The sequence below is a fragment of the Candidatus Caldatribacterium saccharofermentans genome, from assembly GCF_050267035.1.
Taxonomy (GTDB): domain Bacteria; phylum Atribacterota; class Atribacteria; order Atribacterales; family Caldatribacteriaceae; genus Caldatribacterium; species Caldatribacterium saccharofermentans.
This window is the reverse complement of the sequence record NZ_CP187957.1, coordinates 1,485,480-1,509,844: the sequence shown is the minus strand read 5'-3', so window position 1 is coordinate 1,509,844 and position 24,365 is coordinate 1,485,480. Positions and strand designations below refer to the sequence as shown.

General features: G+C 56.5%; 22 protein-coding genes. All 22 read right to left on the bottom strand.

Annotation, left to right across the window (positions count from 1 at the left end; all coding sequences use genetic code 11):
• Position 1: 1 nt before the first annotated feature.
• The 22 genes from ACPT9Q_RS07630 to ACPT9Q_RS07525 all read right to left on the bottom strand — a co-directional run bounded on the left by ACPT9Q_RS07630 (position 2) and on the right by ACPT9Q_RS07525 (position 23,835).
• Positions 2-1,042, bottom strand: a complete 1,041-nt coding sequence (locus ACPT9Q_RS07630; RefSeq protein ID WP_427365474.1) for an ABC transporter permease — start codon at positions 1,040-1,042, stop codon at positions 2-4.
• Positions 1,032-2,540: an ABC transporter ATP-binding protein gene (locus ACPT9Q_RS07625; protein WP_427365473.1), complete on the bottom strand. Its 1,509-nt coding sequence runs from the start codon at positions 2,538-2,540 to the stop codon at positions 1,032-1,034. The genes ACPT9Q_RS07630 and ACPT9Q_RS07625 overlap by 11 nt, the downstream gene beginning before the upstream one ends.
• 3 nt (positions 2,541-2,543) lie before the next feature.
• Positions 2,544-3,554 (bottom strand): BMP family lipoprotein, encoded by a 1,011-nt coding sequence (locus tag ACPT9Q_RS07620; protein WP_427365472.1) that lies wholly within the window; start codon positions 3,552-3,554, stop codon positions 2,544-2,546.
• 184 nt (positions 3,555-3,738) lie between these two features.
• Positions 3,739-4,110, bottom strand: coding sequence for a VOC family protein (locus ACPT9Q_RS07615; protein ID WP_427365471.1), 372 nt, complete (start codon positions 4,108-4,110; stop codon positions 3,739-3,741).
• Between the two features lie 10 nt (positions 4,111-4,120).
• Positions 4,121-6,391: a glycoside hydrolase family 3 N-terminal domain-containing protein gene (locus ACPT9Q_RS07610; protein ID WP_427365470.1), complete on the bottom strand. Its 2,271-nt coding sequence runs from the start codon at positions 6,389-6,391 to the stop codon at positions 4,121-4,123.
• Positions 6,392-6,409: 18 nt separating this feature from the next.
• Positions 6,410-7,363 carry an ABC transporter ATP-binding protein gene (locus ACPT9Q_RS07605; RefSeq protein ID WP_427365469.1) on the bottom strand — a complete coding sequence of 318 codons (954 nt, stop codon included), beginning with the start codon at positions 7,361-7,363 and terminating at the stop codon, positions 6,410-6,412.
• On the bottom strand, positions 7,347-8,345 hold the full coding sequence (locus ACPT9Q_RS07600; protein ID WP_017873690.1) for an oligopeptide/dipeptide ABC transporter ATP-binding protein: 999 nt from the start codon (positions 8,343-8,345) through the stop codon (positions 7,347-7,349). The genes ACPT9Q_RS07605 and ACPT9Q_RS07600 overlap by 17 nt, the downstream gene beginning before the upstream one ends.
• Complete coding sequence (locus ACPT9Q_RS07595) at positions 8,345-9,202, bottom strand: ABC transporter permease (RefSeq protein WP_427365468.1); 858 nt, start codon at positions 9,200-9,202, stop codon at positions 8,345-8,347. Before ACPT9Q_RS07595 ends, ACPT9Q_RS07600 begins: the two co-directional genes overlap by 1 nt.
• A gap of 8 nt (positions 9,203-9,210) precedes the next feature.
• The gene (locus ACPT9Q_RS07590) at positions 9,211-10,215 is read right to left on the bottom strand and encodes an ABC transporter permease subunit (RefSeq protein WP_017873688.1); all 1,005 of its coding nucleotides are present in this window, start codon (positions 10,213-10,215) and stop codon (positions 9,211-9,213) included.
• 57 nt (positions 10,216-10,272) lie between these two features.
• Positions 10,273-12,165 carry an ABC transporter substrate-binding protein gene (locus ACPT9Q_RS07585; RefSeq protein ID WP_427365467.1) on the bottom strand — a complete coding sequence of 631 codons (1,893 nt, stop codon included), beginning with the start codon at positions 12,163-12,165 and terminating at the stop codon, positions 10,273-10,275.
• A gap of 35 nt (positions 12,166-12,200) precedes the next feature.
• A complete protein-coding gene (locus tag ACPT9Q_RS07580) occupies positions 12,201-13,217 on the bottom strand; it encodes a LacI family DNA-binding transcriptional regulator (protein WP_427365466.1) in 1,017 nt (338 codons plus the stop codon).
• A 200-nt stretch (positions 13,218-13,417) separates the two neighbouring features.
• Positions 13,418-14,374 carry an ABC transporter ATP-binding protein gene (locus tag ACPT9Q_RS07575; RefSeq protein WP_427365465.1) on the bottom strand — a complete coding sequence of 319 codons (957 nt, stop codon included), beginning with the start codon at positions 14,372-14,374 and terminating at the stop codon, positions 13,418-13,420.
• Positions 14,367-15,350 carry an oligopeptide/dipeptide ABC transporter ATP-binding protein gene (locus ACPT9Q_RS07570; protein ID WP_017874093.1) on the bottom strand — a complete coding sequence of 328 codons (984 nt, stop codon included), beginning with the start codon at positions 15,348-15,350 and terminating at the stop codon, positions 14,367-14,369. The genes ACPT9Q_RS07575 and ACPT9Q_RS07570 overlap by 8 nt, the downstream gene beginning before the upstream one ends.
• Positions 15,351-16,205: an ABC transporter permease subunit gene (locus ACPT9Q_RS07565; protein WP_017874092.1), complete on the bottom strand. Its 855-nt coding sequence runs from the start codon at positions 16,203-16,205 to the stop codon at positions 15,351-15,353. It abuts the gene before it with no gap.
• A 5-nt stretch (positions 16,206-16,210) separates the two neighbouring features.
• Positions 16,211-17,236 (bottom strand): ABC transporter permease, encoded by a 1,026-nt coding sequence (locus ACPT9Q_RS07560; RefSeq protein WP_427365464.1) that lies wholly within the window; start codon positions 17,234-17,236, stop codon positions 16,211-16,213.
• A 61-nt stretch (positions 17,237-17,297) separates the two neighbouring features.
• Positions 17,298-18,941, bottom strand: coding sequence for an ABC transporter substrate-binding protein (locus ACPT9Q_RS07555; protein WP_427365463.1), 1,644 nt, complete (start codon positions 18,939-18,941; stop codon positions 17,298-17,300).
• Between the two features lie 12 nt (positions 18,942-18,953).
• Positions 18,954-19,925, bottom strand: coding sequence for an aminopeptidase (locus ACPT9Q_RS07550; protein WP_427365462.1), 972 nt, complete (start codon positions 19,923-19,925; stop codon positions 18,954-18,956).
• Between the two features lie 12 nt (positions 19,926-19,937).
• Positions 19,938-20,984 carry an aminopeptidase gene (locus ACPT9Q_RS07545; protein WP_427365461.1) on the bottom strand — a complete coding sequence of 349 codons (1,047 nt, stop codon included), beginning with the start codon at positions 20,982-20,984 and terminating at the stop codon, positions 19,938-19,940.
• A gap of 243 nt (positions 20,985-21,227) precedes the next feature.
• Positions 21,228-21,563 carry a cupin domain-containing protein gene (locus ACPT9Q_RS07540; protein WP_427365460.1) on the bottom strand — a complete coding sequence of 112 codons (336 nt, stop codon included), beginning with the start codon at positions 21,561-21,563 and terminating at the stop codon, positions 21,228-21,230.
• Between the two features lie 525 nt (positions 21,564-22,088).
• Positions 22,089-22,502, bottom strand: coding sequence for a type II toxin-antitoxin system VapC family toxin (locus tag ACPT9Q_RS07535; protein ID WP_427365459.1), 414 nt, complete (start codon positions 22,500-22,502; stop codon positions 22,089-22,091).
• Entirely contained in the window at positions 22,483-22,719 is a 237-nt protein-coding gene (locus ACPT9Q_RS07530) for an AbrB/MazE/SpoVT family DNA-binding domain-containing protein (protein ID WP_427365458.1), read from the bottom strand. The genes ACPT9Q_RS07535 and ACPT9Q_RS07530 overlap by 20 nt, the downstream gene beginning before the upstream one ends.
• Positions 22,720-22,923: 204 nt before the next feature.
• Positions 22,924-23,835 carry a helix-turn-helix domain-containing protein gene (locus ACPT9Q_RS07525; protein ID WP_427365457.1) on the bottom strand — a complete coding sequence of 304 codons (912 nt, stop codon included), beginning with the start codon at positions 23,833-23,835 and terminating at the stop codon, positions 22,924-22,926.
• Positions 23,836-24,365: the final 530 nt, after the last annotated feature.

The following is a 24,365-nucleotide window of genomic DNA, read 5'->3' as shown; positions in this document are numbered from 1 at the left end:
GCTACACCTCGCTCCTGCGGGGTTTCCTGCGGCGTGCAAGGAGCTGCTCGATGAGAACGGGCGCCGCAACAAGGAGAATCACCAAAGCCTGGATAATGAGCGAAAGGTCAAGGGGGACTTTGGTCACCCGGGTCATGGTCATGCCCCCTGCCCGGAGCATCCCAAAAAGGAGCGAGGCAAAGATACATCCCAGGGGATGGAGCCGCCCCACAAGGCTCACCGCAATCCCATCCCATCCGTACCCCGGGGAAAACCCATCCACGAACCGCCCATGGACCCCGAGGATTTCTCCCCCTCCCCCGACACCGGCGATGAATCCGCTCAGGACAAAGGCGAGAATCTGATATCTCCGCACGGAAATCCCCCGGTTTTCCGAAGCCTCAGGGTTTGCGCCCACCGCCCGGATGCTGAAGCCAGGAACGGTTCGCTCGAGGAACCACAGAACGAGAAACGCCAGCCCCAGGGCAATGGGAAAGGCAAGGGAAAGTTGCGTTGGAGGGAGAATCCGCGGAAGTCGTGCCGAGGGGGCAACAGGTTCAGTCTGCGCCACCCACCCTGGAGCCTTGAGGGGGTAATTCACAAAGTAACTCGTGAGGTAGAGCGCCACATAGCTCAGCATCATGGTGGTGATGACCTCATGGGCCCCGAGGTACACCTTAAGGAGCGCCGGAAAGAGGGCGTACACCGCACCTCCAAGACCCCCGGAAAAGAGGGCAAGAACCGCATGCAGGGGAAAGGGCAGACCCCGGAAGGAAATCCCAAAGAGGGCGGCGGTGAAAGCCCCGATGAGGAACTGCCCTTCAATGCCGATATTGAAAATCCCCGAGCGGAAAGCCAAAAGAAAGGCCAGTGAGGTGAAGAGAATGGGCGTGGCCTGGGTGAGGGTCTGCCCGATGGCGTTTCGCGTCCCGAAAGCTCCCCGAAAAAGGGCCCAGAGTGCCGAAAACGGAGGATATCCGGTGAGGAAAAGCACCAGCATCCCCAGAAGGAAGGCAAGACCAATGGCGAAAAGTTCCACAGGGACGGTCAATCTAAGCCTCATGGAGTACCTTCCCTCCCATGAGGAGCCCAAACTGGTACTCGTCGCTTTCTGGAGAGAGTTCACCAGCGATACGCCCCTCGTACATCACAAGGACCCTGTCGCTCAGCGCCCGTACTTCGTCAAGGTCAGCAGAAATGAGCAATACCCCTTTTCCCTCGCGCTTTACCCCAAGGAGGATGTGGCGGAGGTACTCGGTGGCGGCGACATCCAGCCCCCGGGTGGGCTGACAGGCCAGGACGAAAAGGGGGTGGAAAGCCAGCTCCCGGGCAACCACAACCTTCTGCTGGTTGCCACCGCTCAAAAAACGTAGCGGCGTGTCTTCACTTGGAGTAACGATGCCGAACTCCTGAATCTTCTGGCGGGCAAAATCCCGAATACGGGCAAAATCCAGGGTCATCCGCCCTTTCCGGAAAGGAGGCTCCGTTTCAAACCCAAGGAGCAGGTTCTCCTTGACAGAAAAGTCCAGAATAACCCCCCGGCGGTGGCGGTCCTCAGGAATGTGGGCCATTCCCTGGAGGATTCGTCCCTTTGGAGGAATCGCCGTGATGTCCCTCCCCCGGAAAATCACCTTGCCCTTTTTGGGCTTTCGCAAACCCACCACCACCTCGGCGAGTTCCGATTGGCCATTCCCCTCAACCCCGGCAATCCCGAGGATTTCTCCTGCGTGGACTTTGAGGGAAACGTCCTGAAGGGGTACTCCAGGGGGGTCAGTGAACACGTGGGAAAGCTCAAAAAGCACCTCTTCTTTCGCAAGGCGCTCCCGTGGAAACTCAAAAAAGACCTTCCGTCCCACCATCATCTCCGCAAGCATCTGGGGAGTGGCCGAAGAAACCGGAAGCGTGCCCACTTTCTTCCCCCGGCGCAGGACCGTCACCCGGTCGCAGAGGGCGAAGATTTCCCGGAGCTTATGGGAGATGAAAAGAATCGTTTTCCCCTGGGCCTTCAGGCGATGGAGGGTTTCGATGAGCTGGTCAACCTCCTGGGGAGTCAAAACCGCCGTGGGCTCATCGAGAATGAGGATCTCGGCTCCCCGGAAAAGCACCTTGAGGATTTCCACCCGCTGCTGCACCCCAATCGGCAACTCCCCAGCGTTCTTCGCAAGGTCCAGGCGAAAACCCGTCTCCTCAAGCAACCGCTCAACCTCGGCGAAGGCCCGAACCCGGTCTACCCGGAGACCCCGGCGGGGTTCCCGCCCCAGGACGATGTTCTCCCACACCCGAAGGTGCGGGACAAGCGTCAGGTGCTGGTGGACCATGCCGATGCCAAGGCGAATGGCATCGAAAGGGCTTGCAATGTGGACTTCATGTCCCCGGAGGAAGATGCGCCCTTCATCGGGGCGGTACAGCCCGTAAATGCAGCTTGAGAGAACGGACTTTCCCGCCCCGTTCTCTCCCAAAAGCCCGTGGATTTCCCCCTCTTCGACGTCGAGGTCAATGTGGTCGTTGGCCACAACCTCACCAAAGCGCTTGGTGAGGCCCCGGACCGAGAGCACCACCATACCTCATCCACCGAATTCCGGCGGTCGGGGAACCCGGAGTTCTCCTTTCGCTATCTTCTCCCGGGCTTCGAGCATCTTCTCCATCGCCTCTTTGGGAAGTTCCACCGCGTGCTTGAAGCCAAATCGCTCCTCCCAGAGGGGCTCCTCTTCGGGGAAGCGACAGTTGCCAATCCACCCTTCCGCAACCCCCTTCTCAAAAACACCCCCCTGGAAGGTTCCTGCAAAGGCCGCCTTGATCGTCTCGTACACTGCGACGTCCACGCGCTTCGTGAGGCTGGCAAAAATGTGCCCGCCCAGGTAACACTGGCAGGCGTCCACGCCCATGGCGTATACCCCACGCTCTTTCGCCGCCTCTAAAGCCCCAAGACCGCTTTTTCCTGCTGCCGCCCAGATGACGTCACACCCCTGGTCGATGAGGGAAAGGGCGAGCTCTTTCCCCTTGGTCGGATCAGCCCACCCGCCGACGTACACCGTGGGGAGGACCACCGCTCCCGTATTCGCCCACTTCACCCCCTCCTCAAACCCCAGGAAGAAATCGCGGATGAGGGGGATGTCCATGCCGCCCACAATGCCAATTTTCCCGGTTTTCGTCATGTACGCCGCAGCGATACCCAGGAGGAACCCTCCTTCATTAGCCTTGAAAAGGAGCGAGGCCACGTTGGGCTGGTTCACCACCATATCCACGATGGCGAACTTCTGCTCCGGGAACTCCTGGGCGATTTTGTTCAAGGCATCGGCCTGGTCGAAGCCAATGCAGACGATGATCTCGTACTCTCCCGAAGAGGCGAAGTCCCGCTGGTAGCCTTCGTACTCGGCAATGGCCTTGGGCTCCACGTAATCGAGTTCCACCCCGAGTTCTTCACTGGCCCTGAGCGCTCCAGCGTAGGAAATGTCGTTGAACGACTTATCCCCAAGACCCCCCGTGGCGAGAATGAGCCCGATCTTCTTCGGTGCCGCAAAAGCCCAGGACGAGAACACCAGAAGCACAATGACTGCCCACAAAACTCGCTTCATCCTCGAAAAACCCCCCTTCGAAACAGTGGATTCTCCTCCATTGTACCGTGTACGGAAAGAAAGGCAAAGCCCCTCCTTACCACACCATATCATATTTCTCGGCCTGGGGTGGCTTTTCTCAGGAGACCCCGGGAGAAAGGAGAGCATTACGGGCACAGGGCCACCTTTGCGGTGGCCCCCGTGCTTACTGCCGCTTCACGATTTCCACCACTTCCCCCATGGGGCCGGAAAAGTAGGCGTAGTGGAATCCGTGGCTTTCGGTGGGGGGAAGGAGTACGGGCACACCCTGGGTTTTCAAAAACTCGAAGACCGATGCGACATCATCCACCCAGAGGGCAAGGTGGAACCCGGAAGGGTTAGTGAACCCTTCCGGGTTCTCCGGCGCAAGAAGCTCAAGGAGTGTGTTCCCCAGAGAGAGAAAGGCGATGTCAGCTCGCTCACCCTCGTCGAAGAACCGCTCAAGGAGGGTGCACCCGAGGAGATCCCGGTAAAACCGCAGGCTCTCCTCCATATTTTTTGTCACAAGCGCCACGTGGTGAACACCCAGAAACCGCATGGGAAAGCCCTCACTCCACGGTGACTTCACTGGCAAAGTGGCGGTACTTTGGAATGACCCGCTCCTCGAGGACCTCGAAAGTCCCCGAAAGCCGGATATCCCGGGACGACGCGCCGATCATGACCTCGAAAGTCCCGGGTTCCACCACAAAGCGCATATGGGCGTCATAAAAGGCGAGCTGTTCTGGGAAGAGAGTGAAGGTCACCGTTTTCCGTTCACCGGGAGCAAGGCGGATCTTCACAAAGCCTCTGAGTTCCTGCCGCGGCCGCACACAGGAAGCCACTTTGTCCCTGAGGTAGAGCTGCACCACTTCCTCACCCTCACAGGTCCCCGTATTCTCCACCGTACACTGCACCGTCACCGGTTCAAGCCCCCTGACCTTCTCAGGGGTGATCTGGAGGTCCCGGTACGCAAAGGTCGTATAACTCAGGCCATGCCCGAAGGGGAAAAGGGGCTCTGCGTCCACCGTGACGTACTCGCTGAAGGAGGTGGGCTTGCGGTTGTAGTACACCGGGACCTGTCCCGAAGCTTTCGGGAAAGAGACGGGGAGTCTCCCCGAGGGATTGTAATCCCCAAAAAGGACGTCGGCAATGGCATTACCCCCCTCCTCCCCAGGATACCAGGCCTCAAGAATAGCGGGAATATGTTCGTGTTCCCACAAAAGCTCAAGAGGCCTTCCGTTCACCAGGACGAGGACGATGGGTTTCCCAAGTTCATGCAGGGCTTTGAGGAGGTTCCGCTGCGCTTCCGGGAGCGCAAGGTCTACACGGTCACTCCCTTCTCCGGAAAGGGACTGGCGGAAGAGCCCACTGCGCTCACCTAAAACGGCGACGATAACCTCGGCTTTCTGAGCGACCTCCAGAGCTTCCCGAAGGTCTTCTTCCGAAGACTCAGTCAGGCCGCATCCCCGGGCGTAGAGGACCTGGGTTTCCGGAGAAACCTTCGCCTTTATCCCCTCAAGGACCGTCACGGTGGGGACGGCCACCTCCCAGCGGGCTTCCCTCCCCTTCCAGGCGAGGACACTGGGAACATGGGTGGTGAAGCTGTAGTCTCCGTGGAGGTTGATGGGGTCATAGGCATTGGGGCCGATGACGGCAAGGGTCCTGAGGTCTTTCTTGAGAGGGAGAACCCCATCGTTTTTGAGAAGAACCAGTGATGCCCGGGCAGCTTCTCTTGATAGCGCTCTATGCTCTGGGGGGTCAAGGAGTACCACATTCCCCGGATCGGCAAAGGGCAGACCCTCAAGAAGCCCGAGTTCATACTTCACCACAAGCACTCTTCGAACAGCCTCATTGAGCACCTCCTCACTGATGCAACCCTCCCGTACCGCGGCAACAAGGTGGGGGAAGCAATCGGCGTCAGGAAGCTCGATATCAATTCCTGCCCGGAGAGCCAGAACCGCGGCTTCCTTTTCGTTCTCTGCCACGTGGTGGAAGGTCGCAAGCATCCGGACCGCCTCGTAATCCGAGACCACGATTCCTCCAAAGCCCCACTCTTCCCGCAGGACCTTCGTGAGGAGGAATGACGAGGCCGCACAGGGCACACCGTCAATCTCGTGGTAGGCGTTCATCAGTGAACGCACTCTTGCCTCCCGGACAGCCACCTCAAAGGGGAAGAGGAACACTTCCCGCAGCTCCCTCTCTCCAACCTTTGCCGGGGCGAGGTTTCGTCCCCCCTCGGAGATACCATAGGCCGTGAAGTGCTTCGCCGTGGCGACGATGCCTTCTCGCAGGTCCTCCCCCTGAAGGCCCCGAATGTAGGCGGAGGCCATCCGGGAAACGAGATAGGGGTCCTCCCCAAAGGTCTCTTCAGTCCTCCCCCAGCGAGGATCCCGGGGGATGTCAAGGACCGGGGCCAGACCCTGGTGCACGCCGAGAGCTCGCATGGTCTTCCGGATGGCAGTGGTGACGTTCTGTACAAGCTCTGGATTGAAGGTGCTGGCAAGACCAATGGCCTGGGGGAAAACGGTTGCCCTCTTACACAAAAGCCCACTGAGGCACTCCTCGTGAATCATTGCCGGGATGCCAAGCCGCGTCTTTTCTTTGAGGAAACGCTGAATGGCGTTCCCGAGTTCCACGGCCTCCTCCGGCTCAAGATCCGGAGTCCCCAGAAGGCGGGTGATCTGGCCAATGCCATGAGCAAGAACGGTCCTCGCCTTCTCCTCAGAAAATTTTCTCCCCTCAAGGAGTCTGCTCGCATGCACCGCACAGAGCTGGGCCACCTTCTCCTCAAGGGTCATACGGGAAAGGAGCTCATTCACTAGTGCCATACCCTCTTGCATCAACCTCTCCTCCTTCCTTCATTTTGCCCATTTGTGACACCGCACAAGAACCCCGTCGACCTCGACTTCCTGCGGCACTTCCCGGCTACAGAGTTCCCAGGCCTCGGGGCATCTTCCGGCAAACTTGCACCCTGTTCTGAGGTATTCCTCCCGCTCCTCGAGAAAAACAATCCGTTCTTCAAGCCGCTTTGCCGGATCCGGTTCCGGGATGGACTCAAGAAGGAGCCTCGTGTAAGGGTGCCTGGGGTTCCCGAGGACCTCCTCCACCTTCCCCATCTCCACGATGTTGCCCCGGAACATCACGGCAATGCGGTCGCTCACGTAGTACGCTGTGGCTAAATCGTGGGTGATGTAGAGGACGCTCACCGCAAACTCGTCGCAGAGCTTGCGGAAGAGGTTCACGATGGACATGCGCAGCGACGCATCGACCATGGAGACCGGCTCATCGGCAACAAGAAGGGACGGATTCGTAAGGAGAGCCCGGGCGATGGAAGCCCGCTGGAGCTGTCCTCCGGAGAACTCGCTGGGGTATTTCCCCTCAATTTCCTCAAGGGAAAGCCCTACTGCCTGGAGCTTTTCCTCAATGAGCCTTTCGGCCTGATCTTTCTGGGCAGCGAGTTTGAAATTAAAGACCGTCTCAAAAAAGTAACTCTCCACCTTCCGCAGAGGGTTGAAGGTCTCGAAGGGATTCTGGAATACTGCCTGGACCTCCCGGAACCAGGACTTGCGGTCCGTAAACTCCTCAAGGGCTTTTCCCCGGTAACGGATGGTTCCCCCCGTGGGTGGCTCAAAACCCAGAATCATCCGGGCAGTGGTGGTCTTGCCGCAGCCGCTCTCCCCAGCGAGGGTGAAGATTTCCCCTTCTTCAATGGTGAAGGAAACCCGGTCCACCGCTGTGAGGCGAAGGCGGGAGAAAATACTCCCTAAGGCAAAAACCTTGGTGAGGTTCTGCACCTCAAGAAGTAACGACATGACTTGCCCTCCTCAGGAAACAGGCCACCTTCTGCTCTCCAACCTCCTCGAGTTCAGGAACCTCCTCACGACAGCGTTCAAAGGCAAAGGGACAGCGAGGGTGAAAAGGGCACCCCGGAGGAAGCTGCGCAAGGGAGGGAGGGCTTCCCGGGGCACTCTCCCGCAGGCGTTTATCCCCAATGCGGGGAAGGGAACGGATGAGGTACTGGGTGTACGGATGCAGAGGGGTGGTGAAAATATCCTGGGTCCACCCTTCCTCCACAATTCTTCCCGCATACATGATAGCCATCCGGGTGGTCACGGTAGCGTGAATTCCCATGTCGTGGGTCACAAGGACAATGGTGTTGCGGAGCTTTCGCTGGATGTCGAAAAGAAGCTGCAGCACGGCCCGCTGGGCCACAACATCTAAAGCCGTGGTGGGCTCATCGGCAAGGATAACCCGGGGATTCAGGAGTGTCGCCAGGGCGATAGCCACTCGCTGGCGCATGCCTCCTGAAAGCTGGTGAGGATACGCTTCGAGGATTTTTGGGGAAAGTCCCAAACGTTCGAGGTGTTCCTCGGCATGACGCAGAAGTTCCTGGCGCATTTTCTCCGAAACATGGCTTTCCAAAAAATCCATGAAAGTCGTCCGGAGTCTGGCCACAGGATTGAAAACGCTCATGGACCCCTGGGGGATATAGGAGATGTAGGTCCAGCGGAGTTTCTGCCGTTTCCCCTCAGGGAGAGCAAGGGCATCGAGGTACTCCCCATCGACCCGGTACAGCACCCGCCCTCCAAAGTGCCGCAGGGGCGGCTCAAGGTTCCCCAGAAGGACCTTAAGAAGCGTCGTCTTCCCGCAACCACTCTCTCCGGCCAGGCCGTATACGGTGTTTTCGGGAATAACGAGACTCACCCCGTTGACTGCTCTCACAACCTTCTTCCCTCGCGGGGTCTCGAGGACGTAAAACGCCTGGAGGTCTTCGGCTCTGATTACCGGAAGCATCAGGATCGCGCCCCAATCCGCTGAATTCGCATTCGAGGATCAAGGTATTCGCTGACACTCACAGAAAGCCAGTACAGGGCCACAAGGAGGAGAATCGTGAGCACCACAGGCGTGGAAATCCACCACCAGTGCCCGAGGAGCATCGCTTGATACGTGATGGCCCACTGGAGTGTGGTCCCGAGGGTCGGGATTTCAAGACGCACAAGACCGAGAATAGCAAGGACAATCTCCATGCCAATGGCCCAGGCGATGTTGTTGATGAGTGTGGAGAAGATGAGGGGGGTGGTGAAGGGAAGGTACTCCCGGATGACCAAACTCATCGTCCCATTCCCAGAGAGCGCCGAAGTTTTGGTGAACTCCCGCTCCCGCAGACTCAGAATCTGGGACCGTATGGTGCGGGCATCCCAGGCCCATCCAAAGAAGGCGAGCAAAAGCCCTGTGTTCACCAGGGTCATGCTCCCCCGAAGGAGCATCGCCACCATGACGAGAATAAGGAAGAGGGGAATGACCAGGAGTCCATCGGCAAGCCCCATGAGAACCCGATCGAGAGTCCCGCCCCGGTATCCAGCAACAAACCCCACAAGAATCGCTACAATCCGGGAAACCAGCCCGGCAATGAGGGCAATGATGAGGGAATTCCGGATGGAGAAAGTAGCCTCCCAGAAGACGTCCTGCCCTTTGGAATTGGTCCCGAGGATATGGGCTCGGGAAGGGGGCCTGTCCCGGGGAACCTGGAGCTGGCGGATCGGGTCGTAAGGGGAGGCAAAGGAGAGAAAGGCCAGGGCTACCAGAAAGAGGAAAATGACAAAGCCTACGGCGAAACGGTAGTCTCTGAAGAGTTCTCGCAGGGCCTCCATGGTCTCACCTACCGGTGCCGGATTCGGGGATCAAGAAGGGGGTAGAGGAGGTCTAAAAGGAGCACGGCCGTGGCGATGGTGAGGATGGAAAGCACGGTGATGCCCATGACGAGGTTATAGTCCCCCCGGGTAACTCCCCGATAAAGCAGGAGGCCCATCCCCGGATACGAGAAGACCATCTCCACGATTAAGACACCGCTAAAGACCTGCCCCAGGGCCAGGGCCAATTGCGTCACCTGGGGGAGCATGGCGTTTTTGAGGACATAGCGGAAAACCACCCGCCGTTCCTTCACCCCACCCACCCGGGCATATTCCACGAAATCCTCCCGCTTCACGTTCTGCACAAGGAGCTTCATCTGCTGGAACCAGACCACCCCACCGAGAATCACAAGGGTGAGAGCAGGAAGAAAGGAGCCCCGGAGAATCGCAAGAACAAGCTCAAGGTTCAGGGCCATCCCTCGCCCAATGCTTAGGCCCCGAGCCGGGAAAAGGGGCCACACATAAGCGAAAAGAATGAGGAGCACCACGCCGAATATGTAGTGAGGGATAGGGCGAATGACCATGATAACAGCATCGAGGATTTTCGACCAGGACTTCCCCGAAAAATACCCGGCGATCCCTCCGATGATATTGCCAAGCGCCCAGGAGAGAACGGTCGAGGTGGCGAAAAGGCCTATGGTCCAGGGGAGGTAAATGCGAAGAAGCTGCGCTACTGGCGTGGGGAACTGGAAGAAGGAGGGGCCAAAATCAAAGGTGAACACCCGCCGCCACATGGTGAGGTACTGCTCAAAAAGGCTTCCCTTGAGGCCGTAGAGCTCCTTCAGAGTTTCCATGAGGTTCCGCACCGCCAATGGATCCAGCGAAGCCCCCTGGGCCTGAATTTGAGCAATGATTTCCAAAACCGGGTCCTGACCCGTGAGACGAGGAATGAAAAATACCGCAGTAATACCACAGAACACAACGAGCACATACTGCACAAGCCTTGGAACAAGGTAATCCCGGACGAATCGCATACCTGACCTCCCCAGGGTCCCCCGGGGATCCCCGGGGGACCCTAAGACGTTACAGATTCACTCCTTTGCCCTCTTCAGGAACGGCAGCATGTACTTGAAGTTCGGCCAGTGCTGGTATGGCTGCGAGTAGGGGTTCTCGGCTCCGGGGTAGTTCGTCCAGTAGTACTCATCCCAGGCCACCGCACCGCAGTATCCGTAGGTGGGAATGGTGGGCATCTCTTCCACAACAATCTTGAGGGCCTCAAGACCCAGAAGTCGGGTAGCTTCAACCTCGGTGAAGGGGTTTGTGGTTTCCATCTTCTTCAAAAGCTCATCCAGTCGAGGATCAGACCACCGGGCGGCTCCACCGGGACCAAGGGTTACCGCCTGGCCGATGGGAACAAGGAGGCTTGAGTGCCAGACGTCAAAGGTCCTCGAGAGGTCCACACCCACACCCCAGGGCTCCGCTGCCGGCCACATGGTACCGACTTCAAACTCACCCATAAGGTGCAGGCTGTTGAAGGCCTCGGTGGCGTTGACCGTAGCGTCAATCCCGAATTTCCTCCACTGCTCAGCAGCAGCCATGGCGTTGCGGTAGTGATGATGTGCAGGATTCGTATCGGTGACAATAGTAATCTTCCAGGGATTGCCATTGGGGAGGTACCACTTGCCATCGGCGCCTTTCGTGAAGCCGTGCTTTTTGAGGAGCTTCTCGGCCACCTCCGGGGCGTACTTCCACCAGCCCATGCCGAAGATTTCCCGAATGGCCTTGGGGTCCTCAGGAACAGGGTACCCTCGCTCTTTGGCTGCCTGGGCAAGTTTTGCAGGAATTTCCGGATCATAGGGCTTGAACTTTTCGCCATTCCCAAGGTCAAGCTCGAAGTTTTTGAGCCACTCCTCTAAGGGGTTGAAGAAGGCCTCAACGTAAGCTGGAACAGGTGGGAGGTGAATGGGGCTTACTGGTGCCATGAAGTCAAAGGCCGTAGCCATGTACTCCACCATGTTGATGGCAAGTACCAGTGCCCACCGCACATCTTTGATGTTGTACGGCTCCACCATGTTGTTGAACATGATACCCGTGATGCAGGGGTCGATGTTCACCACCCAGGGCCAGTCTTTCCGCCAGGCTCGGGCGGTGTTGCTTCGCTCAAGGACCACTCGAAGGCCCTCGGGAGCATACTGCGCCATGTCGAGTTCGTGCCGGAGCTGGGCAAGAATTTTTGCCTCTTCAGTCTCAAAGGCCTGGAAGAGGACGTACTTTGGTTTGGGTTCCCCATAGAGCATCCCTGTGGGGGTCTTCTCCCAGTCCCCCCGCCGCTCCCACAACGTCCAGAACCCGGCAGGATCGTAGTCCTTCAGAACGTACGGACCGCATCCCACAGGAGGGTTGAATTCGAAGGCGACAGGGTCTTCGACCTTCTCAAAGACGTGCTTGGGCATGATACGCAGGCATCCCCAGCGGTCGAGGAAATGGGAGTGAAACCGGGAGTTCGGCTTTTTGAGCTCCACAACTACGGTATAGTCATCGGTCTTGTAGACTTTATCCACGAATTCTGCCATGGGCCCATGGTAGAGGAGCCCGGGGGTCTTCACGTGGAGGTCGATGGTGTACACCACATCGTCAGCGGTGAAGGGTACTCCATCGCTCCAGGAGACACCCTGGCGGAGTTTGATGGTCATTTTTGTAAAATCTTCACTATAGATGGGCATTTCTGCAGCAAGTCCCGGGATGATTTCTCCGGTGGCGTAGTCCACCGTCCAGAGAGGTTCACAGACAAGCTGCTGCAAGCCTCTATCCTGCCAGCGCCATCCCGCCCAGAGGTTGAAGTTGCTTGGGGTACCGACACGGCCGGTGAGCTGGTCAACGATGAGGGTCTCTTCCCTTGGCACCCCACCCGGAAGCTGGGCGAGGGCAAGACCCCCAAGAAGTACGAGAAGCACCACCGCAATTCCCAGAATCCCCTTCTTCATAATTCTCCCTCCTTCTCTCTCGTTTTCTGGGGACTTCACACAGTACTCCACTCCACAAGCCGACACGGAAGGACCACGCTCTTCCCCTCACCTCCCTGAATCCTCTCCATAAGGATTTCCGCTGCCACCTTCCCCAGCTCTCCCAGGGGTTGCTCCACCGTTGGGATTGGGGGATCCGTGTACTTCACCGCCTCAATGCCGTCAAAGCCAAAGATGGCGAGGTCTTCGTGGACCCGAAGGCCTCGTTCCTTTGCTACCTGCAAAGCCCCAATGGCCATTTTGTCGTTAGCGCAGAAAACTGCAGTGGGGAGAGGATGGGTTTCCAAGAGCCTCTCCATCGCTTTTCGCCCGCTCAGCCGGCGGAAATCCCCCTCCACGATGTACTCCCGACGAATAGGGATTCCCCGCTCGATGAGGGCATCAAGATAGGCCCGGTATCGTTCCTCCGCATGGCGGTGCCCCTGAGGACCGCGGATGTGGGCGATGCAGGTGTGACCTTGCTCAAGGAGATACCGCATGGCTTCCCTCGCCCCTCCATAGTGGTCGATGTCGACGTAGCTCACCCCGTCACCCTCCACCCTCTGGTTCACCACGACAAAGGGGAAACCTTCCCGCACCAGGTCGCTGACCTCCGGGTACTGCACCGGCCAGTGGGAGAGGATGAAGAGTCCCTCAAAGAGGCGATTACGGGCAATATCAAGGAGGGCTTCCCGCTTGTCCAGGGGGTGTCCATTGAAGAACTCTCCTCTCACCACGATCTGGAGGTAGTACCCCGAGGAAGAGGTAGCCGCAAGGAGGCTGTTGATAAGGTCCCCGTAGAAGGTGGAGAGTTTTCGGTCTTCCCGGATGAAGGCGCAAAGAAGAACCGTCCTCGTTTTCCCCTTGACGAGATTCCGGGCCAAAACGTTGGGACGGTACCCAAGCTTCTGGACCGCTTCAAGGACCTTTCTTCTGGTCTCTTCAGAAACCTGCCCCTTGTTGCTCAGAACAAGGGACACCGTTGCAGGCGAGACCCCTGCCAGACGGGCCACATCTTTGATGGTGACCGGCACAGGTGACGCTCCTTAAAACGGTTTAGCTTTCAAGGGAATTATAATGTTGCTCTTCTGAAAAGTCAACATGAAGAATGCAAAAATTTCTAAAAACGTTTTAAACCATGGCAGTGCGGCAAAAGAAAACACCACCAGGTTGCAGGAACGCTCAGAAGGTAACAGGAACTACGCTTTTGCGAGAAAAAGCCTGGAACCTTGTTTCAGGCACCGTACAGGTGGCAGCGAACAAGATGCCCCACTTCAACCTCCCGCATGCCTGGTTCTTCTCTCCTGCAGACCTCTCGGGCCTCACGGCAGCGGGGGTGGAACACGCAGCCTGGAGGGAGATTCACGGGACTCGGGATTTCCCCTGTGGAGACGATCTTTTCCGGCTTGAGCCGCTCTTCCTCTTCGGAGATCACGGGGATTGAGGAAAGGAGCATCTGGGTGTAGGGGTGGAGAGGACGTTCAAAGAAGACCTGAGCCGGAGCAAGTTCCATAATCCTTCCAAGGTACATGATGGCCACCCGGTGGGCGATATTCCGCATGAGGCTCAGGTCGTGAGTGATGAAAAGATACCCGAGGTGCCGCTCTTTCTGAATCCGAACAAGAGTATTGATGATCTTTGCCTGGATGGAAACGTCCAGGGCAGAAGTCGGTTCATCGAGGACAAGCAGCGATGGCTCGGTCGCAAGCGCCCGGGCAATGGCGACCATCTGTTTCTCTCCACCACCCAGGGCTCTCGGGTACTTCTCAGCGTAATCGGGCGGGAGTTCAACGATATTCAGGAGCTCTTCCACCCTTTCCCGGAGCTTCCTTCCATCCACCAGGCGGTGGACCCGAAGAGGAAGCTCGAGAATTTCCCGAACGGACCGACGGGGGTTGAGAGAAGACCCGGGATCCTGGAAGACAATCTGGAGCTCTTTTTTGAGCGCCAGGGAACGACGAGCATGGGGCATGGTGATGTCCTGACCCCTGAAGAGGATACGACCCCCGCTTGGGCGGTACATCCCCATGACCATGTACGCCACCGTGCTCTTTCCCGAGCCCGATTCCCCCACAAGCCCAAAGGTCTCTCCAGGATGAATGGCAAAACTCACGCCCTGCACGGCTTTGACAATTCCCCGAGAGGTGGCGAAAAACTTCCTGAGTCCTTCGACCACAAGGAGTTCATCCATGGCTGTCCCTCCCAAAGAGAAAGCAGGCAACCCGGTGGTCTCCATCGACAGGAAAAAGCTGGGGTTTTCTTTGGCGACAGATATCCATGCAGTGAGGACAGCGGGGGTGGAACCGGCACCCCGAAGGGGGATCGAAATAGTCAGGAATGCGACCTGGAATGCCCTCGGCAATTCCCGTTCCGGTGAGCTTGGGCACGCACCGCATCAGCGCTTCAGTATAGGGATGGAGTGGCCGGGCAAAAAGCTCTCCAGTCTTTGCCTCCTCCACAATCGTTCCTGCGTACATCACGTAGACCCGCTCGGTCCACTCCCGGATCACCCCAAGAGAATGGGAGATGAGAATCACTGCCATCTTCCGCTCTTCCGCCAGGCGGTGGATCAGGCGGAGAATCTGGTCCTGGATGGTCACATCAAGCGAGGTTCCCGGCTCATCGGCAATGAGGAGCTCCTTGGGACAGGCCAGAGCGAGGGCAATGCAAACTCGCTGGCGCATCCCTCCAGAAAGCTGCACCGGATAACTCTCGAGAATCCGGGGAGGATCAGGAAGGGCCACGCTCTGCAGCGCAGAGAGAGCAACCTCCCGGACCGAAGCGTGATCTCTTTTTCCCAGAGCATACCGGATGGCATCCTCAAGCTGTTCTCCTACTGTGAACACCGGGTTCAGCGCTGCCGTGGGGTCCTGAAAAATCATGGAAATCCCAGATCGCCTCAAGTGCTCGAGTTCCTGCGGACGCATGGAGAGAACATCCCGACCCTTAAAGAGGATACGTCCTCCCCGAACAACTCCAGGAGGTTTCGGGAGGATACCCATAATCGTCTTCATCGTGGTTGTCTTTCCACAACCCGTCTCTCCCACAAGCCCCACTCTCTCCTGGTGGCGGACTTGCAGGGTGACTCCGTCAAGGACCTTCAGATACCCTCCATAAACTCGGAAATGCACTACGAGATCCTGAACATCAAGAAGCACATCCTGCATCTATGCTTCCTCCAGGGAAAAGAGATCGCCTATGCCATCCCCAAGAAGGTTGAATCCAAGGACGATGAGCATGATGGCCAGACCTGGAAAGACCGAAATCCACCAGTACTCCGGAAGGTACTTCGCTCCGTCGGCCACCATCGTTCCCAGAGCCGGTTTGGGAGGCTGTTCCCCAAGCCCTACAAAGCTCAAAGCAGCGCCAATGAGAATCACCCAGCCCATATCGAGGGTCATCTTCGTGAGGATGGTCGAGACACAATTCGGGAGGATTTCCCGGAAGAGGATGTGGAACTTGCTTGCCCCGATGAGCTCAGCCGATTGAACGAAGTATTCGTTCCGGAGCGACGTGGCCATACCATACACAAGACGCGTGTACCAGGGCCACCACATGACAGAAACAGCAATCATGGCATTGGTGAGGTTGGGCTTGAGGACTGAGGTAATCGCCAGAGCCAGGATAAGGGGAGGAACGGAAAGGAAAACATCCGTGATGCGCATGATGAGGATATCAACCCAGGATTCCTTGAAGTAACCGGCCAAAAGCCCCAGGGTAACTCCCACGGGGACGACGATGGAAAGGACCACAATCCCCATAAGCAGCGACGACCGGAAGGCGAAAAAGACGCGACTCAGGACATCCCGACCGAAAATATCGGTCCCAAAAGGATGTGCTAAAGATGGGGGTTGATTGGCCTCACGGTAGTTCACGTACGGTCCAGCATGCTCAGGGTATGGTGACACCCAGGGAGCGAAAACTGCACAGAAGACCACACCCACGACAATGATGAGACCCACCACAGAGAGAGGGTTTCGAGAGAACTTGTACCACCACTTGCCGATTTTCGTCCGCCGCATCCTATTTATTCACCCCGCTCCACAAGGCGAATTCTTGGGTCAAGGTAGGCGACAACAATATCGACAAGGATATTGACCGCGGTGAAGATAACCCCAAGAACCATCACCACCGCAACAATTGCCTCGATGTCCTTGCGGAGCATAACATTGATGCCATAGCGGGAAAGCCCCGGCCAGTTGAAGAGGAGTTCTACAAGAAAGGCGTTCCCGATAAGGGAAGCAAAATCAAGTCCCAGAATAGAGACGGTAGGGATGATGGAGGGCTTAAAGAGGTACTTCGCAACGACCACCCGTTCAGGGATACCGTAGGCTCGTGCGGCAGCGACGAAATCCCGCCGGGCGTTCTCCAGCATGCTGGCCCGGGTGATTCTTGCCTCCTGGAACAGCCCCCCAAGAGAAAGGCTCAAGGCCGGAAGAAAAAGGTGCTTCAGAGCATCGACCAAGGCTATCCAGTTCCCCGAAAGGAGGCTGTCAAGGGTGAGAAGACCTGTTAGACGGGGTGGAGCACTAATGCCAGGACCCAGGCGTCCAATCGTGGGGAACACTTCGTAGTACATGCCAAAAAGGAGGATGAGGATGATCGCCACCACAAAGGCCGGTGTGGCAATCCCGAGGTACGCCAGAACCCGGATGACATTATCCACCCAGGTGTTGGCGTATCGCGCCGACAACACCCCAAGAAGGAGCCCAAAAACTGCCATGAAAAGCCCGGCAAAAAGCGCAAGCTCAAGCGTCGCCGGGAGGAATTCCCTGATGTCCTCTATAACCGGACGACGGGTGTAAAGGGATTCACCAAAATCCCCCCGAAAGACCGACCGCAGCCAGAAGAAATACTGAACGTAGATGGGCTTATCGAGATGGAGTTTTGCCCGAAGGGCTTCCACGGCTTCCTGAGTCGCCCGGGGACCCAGAGCCGCCCGAGCAGGATCACCGGGAACAAGACGGGCAATGATGAAGACGACCACCGAAAGCCCCAGAAGTACGAAAACAGAATATCCCAGCCGCCGCAAAAGGTATCGGGAAAAGTTCATCGCACTCCTTCACCAGTCCTCAGAGACGGGAGGCCCCATGGGGCCTCCCATATTATACTCTCTACTTTTTCTTCAGCAATTCCTCCCGTTTCTCGGGGTACACCCGGATGTCCATCATGTAGTGGTTGTACCCCATCACCGGGTTGACCTTTTCTCCGCGTTCGGCACGTTCTGCCGCCAACCAGTCAATGTAGTAATCCTGATAGGCGTAGTTTTCAGGCTGGTCGATGAGGAAGAGCGACGGACAGAGCTCCACGATGTACTCCTGGATCTTCCGGTATTTAGCAAAACGCTCTTCCTTGTCCACAGTGGCGATGGCATCTTCGATCATCTTATCGAGCTCTGGATCCTGGAGCCACTCGGTCTGTTCCCAGGTTCCACAGGACGAAGAATGGTACTTGGACTGGATCATGGAACCGGCCTCCGCATAGTGGGGCGAGACGAAAATGAGGTACATGTGGGCCGTGGTCTCCGGAGTCGCCACCTCTTCGATGATTTTCATCCAGGGAGTTTTAATAACGTTCACCTTGATGCCAAGTTCTGCCGCATTCGCCTGGATGAGGAGCGCCACCTTCTCTTCGTCAGGAACTTCGGCACACCACACGAGGTCCACGGGGTACTCATCGAGTTTGTCAGCGTACTTTGATTTTGCAAGTTCCTCTTTAGCCTTCTCAAGGTCCCGCCTGTACTGGTACACTTCGGGGTTGTGTCCGGGCAGGATAAAGGAAACCGGGCCCTGCGCCTGTCGTGCACCGGGGAAAATCTGATTGGCGATGGCGTCGTAATCGATGGCATACGCCAGGGCTTTCCGGAAGTGGATGTCGTCTGTTGGGGGCTTGCGGTTGTGCATCATGCAGAAGAAGGTGCTCCCCCCAAAGAGCTTGGCCACCTTCACGCCCTCGAGTTTGCTCGCCACCTCGTAGAACTCTGCCGGCTGGCGGAAGTCTGAAATTTCGAGCTCCCTCTTACTCAAAAGGGTCCGAACCGTGGCGGTCTCTGTGGTACCAATGTACTTGAATTCCTCGGGAGCATTGGGGTCGAAAGGCTTCCAGTAGTCGGGGAACCTCACCGCGTGGAGATGTTCCTCAAGGCGCATCTCCTTCACCATGTATGGACCAGAACCGGCATCGTGGGTGAGGAGCCACTTCTTCCCGTAATCTCCCATCTCCCCGTATTCTCCCGTGGGTTCAATGTGGGCGAGGACCTCGTCTTTGTTGAGGATATAAAGGCGCACCAGCGCATAGAGGAAGGGACCAAAAGGCTTTTTCAGATAGAAACGAACAGTATAGTCGTCCACTGCCTCAACCCTGTCGATAATGGGCTTGAAAATGTAGCTATACCCCTGCCCGATGGTCAAAAGCCTTTCCATGCTGAAGACCACGTCTTCGGCCTTGAGTTCTTCTCCATTGTGGAACTTCACACCCTTCCGGAGATGGAAGGTATAGGTGAGGCCGTCTTCTGAAACTTCCCAGGACTCGGCAAGGTGGGGCACAACCTCTCCGTCATAGGTGGGGAACACCAGGGTGTCATAGAGGTTGGAAACCGAAACGGAACTCGAGAAGTCCGCTGCAACTGCCGGGTCAATGTAGGTGGGCCAGGCTTCGGTGAAACGGACGATTTTCGTTGATTCAGCCCATCCCAGGCCGGCCACAAGGAGGACGCCAGTCACAAAAACAATCGAGAAAATGACCCTGTATACCTTCATACTCCTCCCTCCTCAGATGGTGAAAACGCCCTTTTCCATAATAACTTTTCCATCAACCACCACCGTGGGGTTTGTGATGATCCCGTCGTTGTGGGTTTTCGAGTCGATTGTACCACCCATGTCGAGGTTCATCCCCAGGGCGATGTGTACTGTCCTGAACGCCTTTTCATCCTCCAGGACGTTCCCCGTGATTCGTGCCTTTTCGTTGGTCCCGATGCCCAGTTCCCCCACATAGTACGCATTGGGGTCCCCGAGGTTCTCCAGAAAACGTGCCAGTTCCTGGGCCTCTCTTCCTCCCTCAATCCTCACCACCTTTCCCCGGACGATTTCAAGACGTATAGGTTCGCTGAGCACCCCAAGGGGGGACATGGAGCCATCGATCACCGCCACCCCTTCCACCGACTCCTCAACCGGGGCGATGTAGGCCTCTCCTGCCGGGAGGTTCCCCCATCGTCCCTTCTCCCGGTAGAGCCCATCATCAGGAGGAATACCGGGTTTTCTACCCCTGATGCTCATGCGCAGATTCGTTCCCCGCTCGGTGGTGATGGTGACCTCGTTGCCCTCCTCAAGAATGCGGGTCACCTTCCAGCTGAGCTCAGAAACCCTCTGGTAATCCGCCGTCATCGCCCCTACCGTCATCATGTCCTCGGTAATCCCGGGCATGCTGGCAATGCGGGCCCCTTTCTCCGTCGCCGCCATGCGGACCTTCGTGTGCGTGAGGCTCATCGTGGTCACAAGGAGGGCCACATCGCAGGAGAGAAGAGCGGCTCGAACTTCATCCGGAGGCTCTTCGGCGTGGTGTGATCGGGGGGTCATGACCATCATCGTCCCGTCAACCCCAAGGGCATGGAGGGCAAGGAAGAAGCTCTCGGCAATGGAGAGTTTCCCCGTATCGGTAACCACAAGCACCCGCTCTCCCGGCTTCACCCCCATACAGTCCCGTACGGCAATCATGGCTCCCTTCATAAGCGGTGCAAGCTGCACGCTCCCACCTCCTCATGCCTTCCCGAGCTTTGCCGCAAGCTCCCGGAGTTCCGGGTCCACCACCTGGCCCCGGTCGATGATGAGCTCCCCATCAAGCCATACCGAGGTGTTGAGGCAAATGCCGTCAGAGTGAGATGGCGCAGGAATACCATCAGGCGGAAGAAGGATAGCACCGATATTCCCCACACCCCACTCGGTGCACCCCCAGACCCGCTCATCCTCCAGAATATCTCCGGTGAGCTTTGCCCCGGGGTTGAACCCGTAGCACACGTGGGCCATGCAGAACATCCGGGGGTGATTGAAACTCCGAAGCCACGCTTCGAATTCCACCGCTTCTTTCCCACCTTCAATCTTCACGATTTTCCCCCGCTCCACGGTGAGCCGGATGGGCTCTTTCAGAAGACCCACAGGGGGAACCACCGAGCCATCGAAGACGATGACCCCGTTGACCGTATCAAGGTTCGGCGTCCAGGCAATCTGTCCCGACATCATGTGAGAACCAGGCGTATCCGCATACCCGAGTTCGCAGTTCACCGGGTGCGTGGGGTCGTTCTCGAATGCCACATCCCCACCCGAAGGCGTGGTCATGCGAACCTTTTTCGCCCTTCGGGTTTTTTCGGCAAGCTTCTCCTGGAATTCCCGGAGCACCGGATAGTTCACCCGTCCGATGCAGCGGACCATCATGTCGGCGTTCATCCCCACAAGACACAGATGCCGGAGCCTGGGATTTTCCCGAAGGGCGATATCGTACGGGGTGGAGTATAGAAGCCACTCGTTATTGAACTCCACCCAGGCATCGACCGATTTGAGAAGCGCTGCGAGGGGCTCCATGGGGAGCATAGGATCGGCAGCCTTCCCTACCCCAAGAGGCGCAGGGATCCAGACCACCAGAGGCTTTGCTCCACAGGCAAAAGCCGCACGAGCCGTGGCATCAACCACCCGCTCATCGCTCTCGGTGTCCGCAGTAATGAGAAAGGTCTCCCCCTCCCTGAGCTTGAACAGTTCCCGCACCAAGATATCTGCAGCCTTTCCCAGTTCATACTCGTAGAGTTTCGGCAATTCAACCACCCCTTTCCTGAGCCTTGTAGGAGATTATATCATCTTCTCCAGAGGGCGCGTAAGGGTTTTTGCGGCACTATGCCCAAAACGGACGAGGCACGACCTGAGGATATCCCTTGAAGGAAAAGAGACGAGAGATGCCGCGAGGTGCCGAAAGACTCTTCCGAAAAAGCAAACATCATTACCTCTGTGGAGCCGACTTCTCAGCTGGAAGTACAAACCACTTTTGAAGGTCATCGAAATCTACTGGGGGACAAACACTGCGATGAATATCCAGTCCTCTTTCGAGAGGTTGCTCGGACGATGAATTGTACCTCGTGGAATGTGCAAAACCGACACTGCGGGAACTTTATGGGATTCAGAACCAACTTCCACAACTCCCTCGCCCCTTATGGTAATGCGCGTCTTGGTGGAACCTTCATGACCGTGGCTTGGCCCCTTTTGTCCAGGCTCATACCGGAATACCGCTACACTCAATGGCGTGGCCTTTTCAAACCCGTCCAAAAGTATCCGGGCAAGCCTTCCCGACAGAGGAGGTAAACTCCGAAGTTCCACAACTTTTCCATAAATTACACCCATCTCTATCCCTCCCTGGCATAGTGTCCCGTTAAATGTTTCTGGTCAGCGTGATAACACTTCACCTCAATTGCCGCAAATCCCCGAAACCTTCGCACCCCACACTGCGTCCAGCTGACGCAAAAACGAGGTATAAGAGCTTTTCCACAGAACACTTCCAACGCCTTCACCTGCCTTCCGCCTCTTCCACTAGCTTTCCGGCTCATTCATGGTGGAGATCGGGAGGGATTCCCTGAGCACCGGGGACTGAAGGTGGGGGAATCTGATCGAACGAGATAAAAGACGCCCTGGGACGGGAAAGCAAGAGACGTTCCCTGTGCTCACCCTATGGCGTAGAGGTGAGGATGACTTTAGTGGGGCACTACCGTTCTTCGGCCCAGGGTTGGAAGACCTGGTGCTCATCAGGGCGGAGGACCTCATCTCTGTTCCTACAAAAAGAGCGAAAGGGGTAAAAAACGCCTTTTCGAGGCTATCCGAAAGCATGAAGAGTTCAAAGGTTACCCCTGAAGCTTTTTCGAAGGGATTACATCACTCTTCGCCCACAAGCACTACCGGGATTTCCTGGACCCTGGTGAGTGCCCGGTCAGCGGTAAAAAATTCCTGGCATTGTGCAGCCAGTGCGCATCCCACCTGGAGGGCGTCGGGGGTTTTGAGGTTGTATTTTACCCTGATTTCTGCTCCTTTCTCTGCGGCTTCAGTATCAATGGGATAAACCTGAAGACCGGGAAAACCTCTGAAAAGGTAGTGGTACCCGGCTCTGAGAGCATGATCCTTTTTCGCTACAACCGGAATCAGAACTTCAAAGTAGGAGAGAGAAGAGGTACAGAGAACAATTTCTCCTTTTTCCGCTTTGAGAAAAAGATGCCGAACTCGAGAAAAAAAGCGCTCGTGTTGCTCCAGGAAGTATATAAGGATGTTGGTATCAACGAAGACTTTTTTCATCCCATTCCCGGCGGAGACGGTCAAGGTACCCGTCTTCGTAGAGGCCTTTCCCTATACCGGCAATCTCTTCGATACTCTGCGGTAGGGCAACGAGCACCATCCGGTTTTCTTCCACTTCCAGGAGGAGTTTTCTTCCTTCACGGAGACCAAGGCGCTTCCGGATTTTTTTGGGGATTACAATCTGATTTTTCTTACCAATCGTAATAATTTCTAACATTTTCAAAAACCTCCGATAGCAGAATAGAACACCACCGACTCTCCTGTCAAGCCCGTGTATAGGTCCACATCATGTGGGACACTCGGAAAGTCCAGTATCTCTCAGCTCCTCCCAGGGCTCCTCTCCCCAAGCTCCAGTGTGGTCTTTTCCGATTGTACACCTTTTCAGTCCACCTTTTGAGGTGGAAATTCATGGTTGCAAGATCTACCTCATCCTCATAGTGCGGAGAGAACCCTCCCGGAAGGTCCGGTTGCACCGTTCCACTATCCAGGGATGCGAAAGACCCTGGGGAAGGTGAAGAATCTGATGCCGTGCTCCTGCAAGGATCCTCAAATTCCCCGTAGCATGCACTCCCTCCAGTACCTCCTGGTTTGAGCGGGAAAGGGGTACCTTTCGGAGTTCCTCGAGGAACACCCTGGAAAGATTCTCGTGGCTTGAGCATGGAGGGAGGAATAGGCCCACCGCAAGACGAGATCTCCGGCAGGAATTCCCTATACACCTTTCCAGGAAGGGGACGGATGTCCAGAGTGTCGATGGCGGCAAGATCCCGGGGGATACCACCTCGGAGTCTTGGGGCTTTCTCTGAGCATGGGGTCTTTGATTCCCCCGTGGGCTTTTTGTGGCAGAAACCCTCCTCGGTTTTTCTCCCTCTTTGAGGAGACCCCGGGTCTTGAGATACCTGAGGATCCTCCCCACGGTGGAGGAAGAAGCGGTGAAACCCTCTCTCCTGAGGAGGACGGTGAGCTTCCCTTTCCCCAGGAAGGGGAATTCCTCCCGGAGTCTTTGAATCCTCTCCACAAGCTCTGGTGTCCACTGGGGCTTCCGGATCTTTTTGGGTCTTCTGGACCTATCCTCAAGGCTTTGGAGGTTTCTGGGGTTGAACTTTTTCTTCCACCGGTAGTATGTACTCCGAGCTATTCCGTACCTCCGGCAAGTGACGGCCACAGGGTGGGTTTTAGCAAAGTCGAGGATTTCAAGGCGAATCCTGGCTTTTTTGGAGAGTCCATGGATTCTAGCGAGCTTAGCAATGGAGCTTCCATGGGGGAAGCTCACCAGGTGCATGGATGCACCAGAATATGCCGATAGACTTTTTGCTCCCTTTGTGCTACTCTTCATGTAGGTGCAGGGCCTCCCTTCTCTTAGGGTTTTCGACACCGAGTTAGGATACAGGGTCCTGCACCTTTTTGTCTACCCTACCTGTTGCAGATCTCTGTGAACCTATCCAGCTTCATTTTGAAAAATTCTGCAGAAAAAATCAATTTTTTCAAAAATAAAATCAATGCATGGTCAGCGAGATAAACCGTAATTCGGAATACCGCCTTTAAAAGGTATAGAGCGCTGGGATCTGTACTACTTCTCTCTTTATACCCTCTTCAGGTGATCTGGATAGTTGAAATCAGAATCATTTCTCTTTTGGGTGCACCCACCTGACATCCAGGACCCTCAGCCCAGGACAGCCATCCCTGGGCCCGAGGACCAGGCAGCCCTCTCTGAAGAACACCAGCCCCACGGCAAACCCCTCCCGTGGAAAGCATCCTACCAGGATTTTCCCAAAAGAAAAGCATTGCCTCGAACCTATCTTCTCCTCAGGACATACTCGGGAAGCCAAAAAGGATAATACTCCTCTGAGTTACCAGGTAAACATC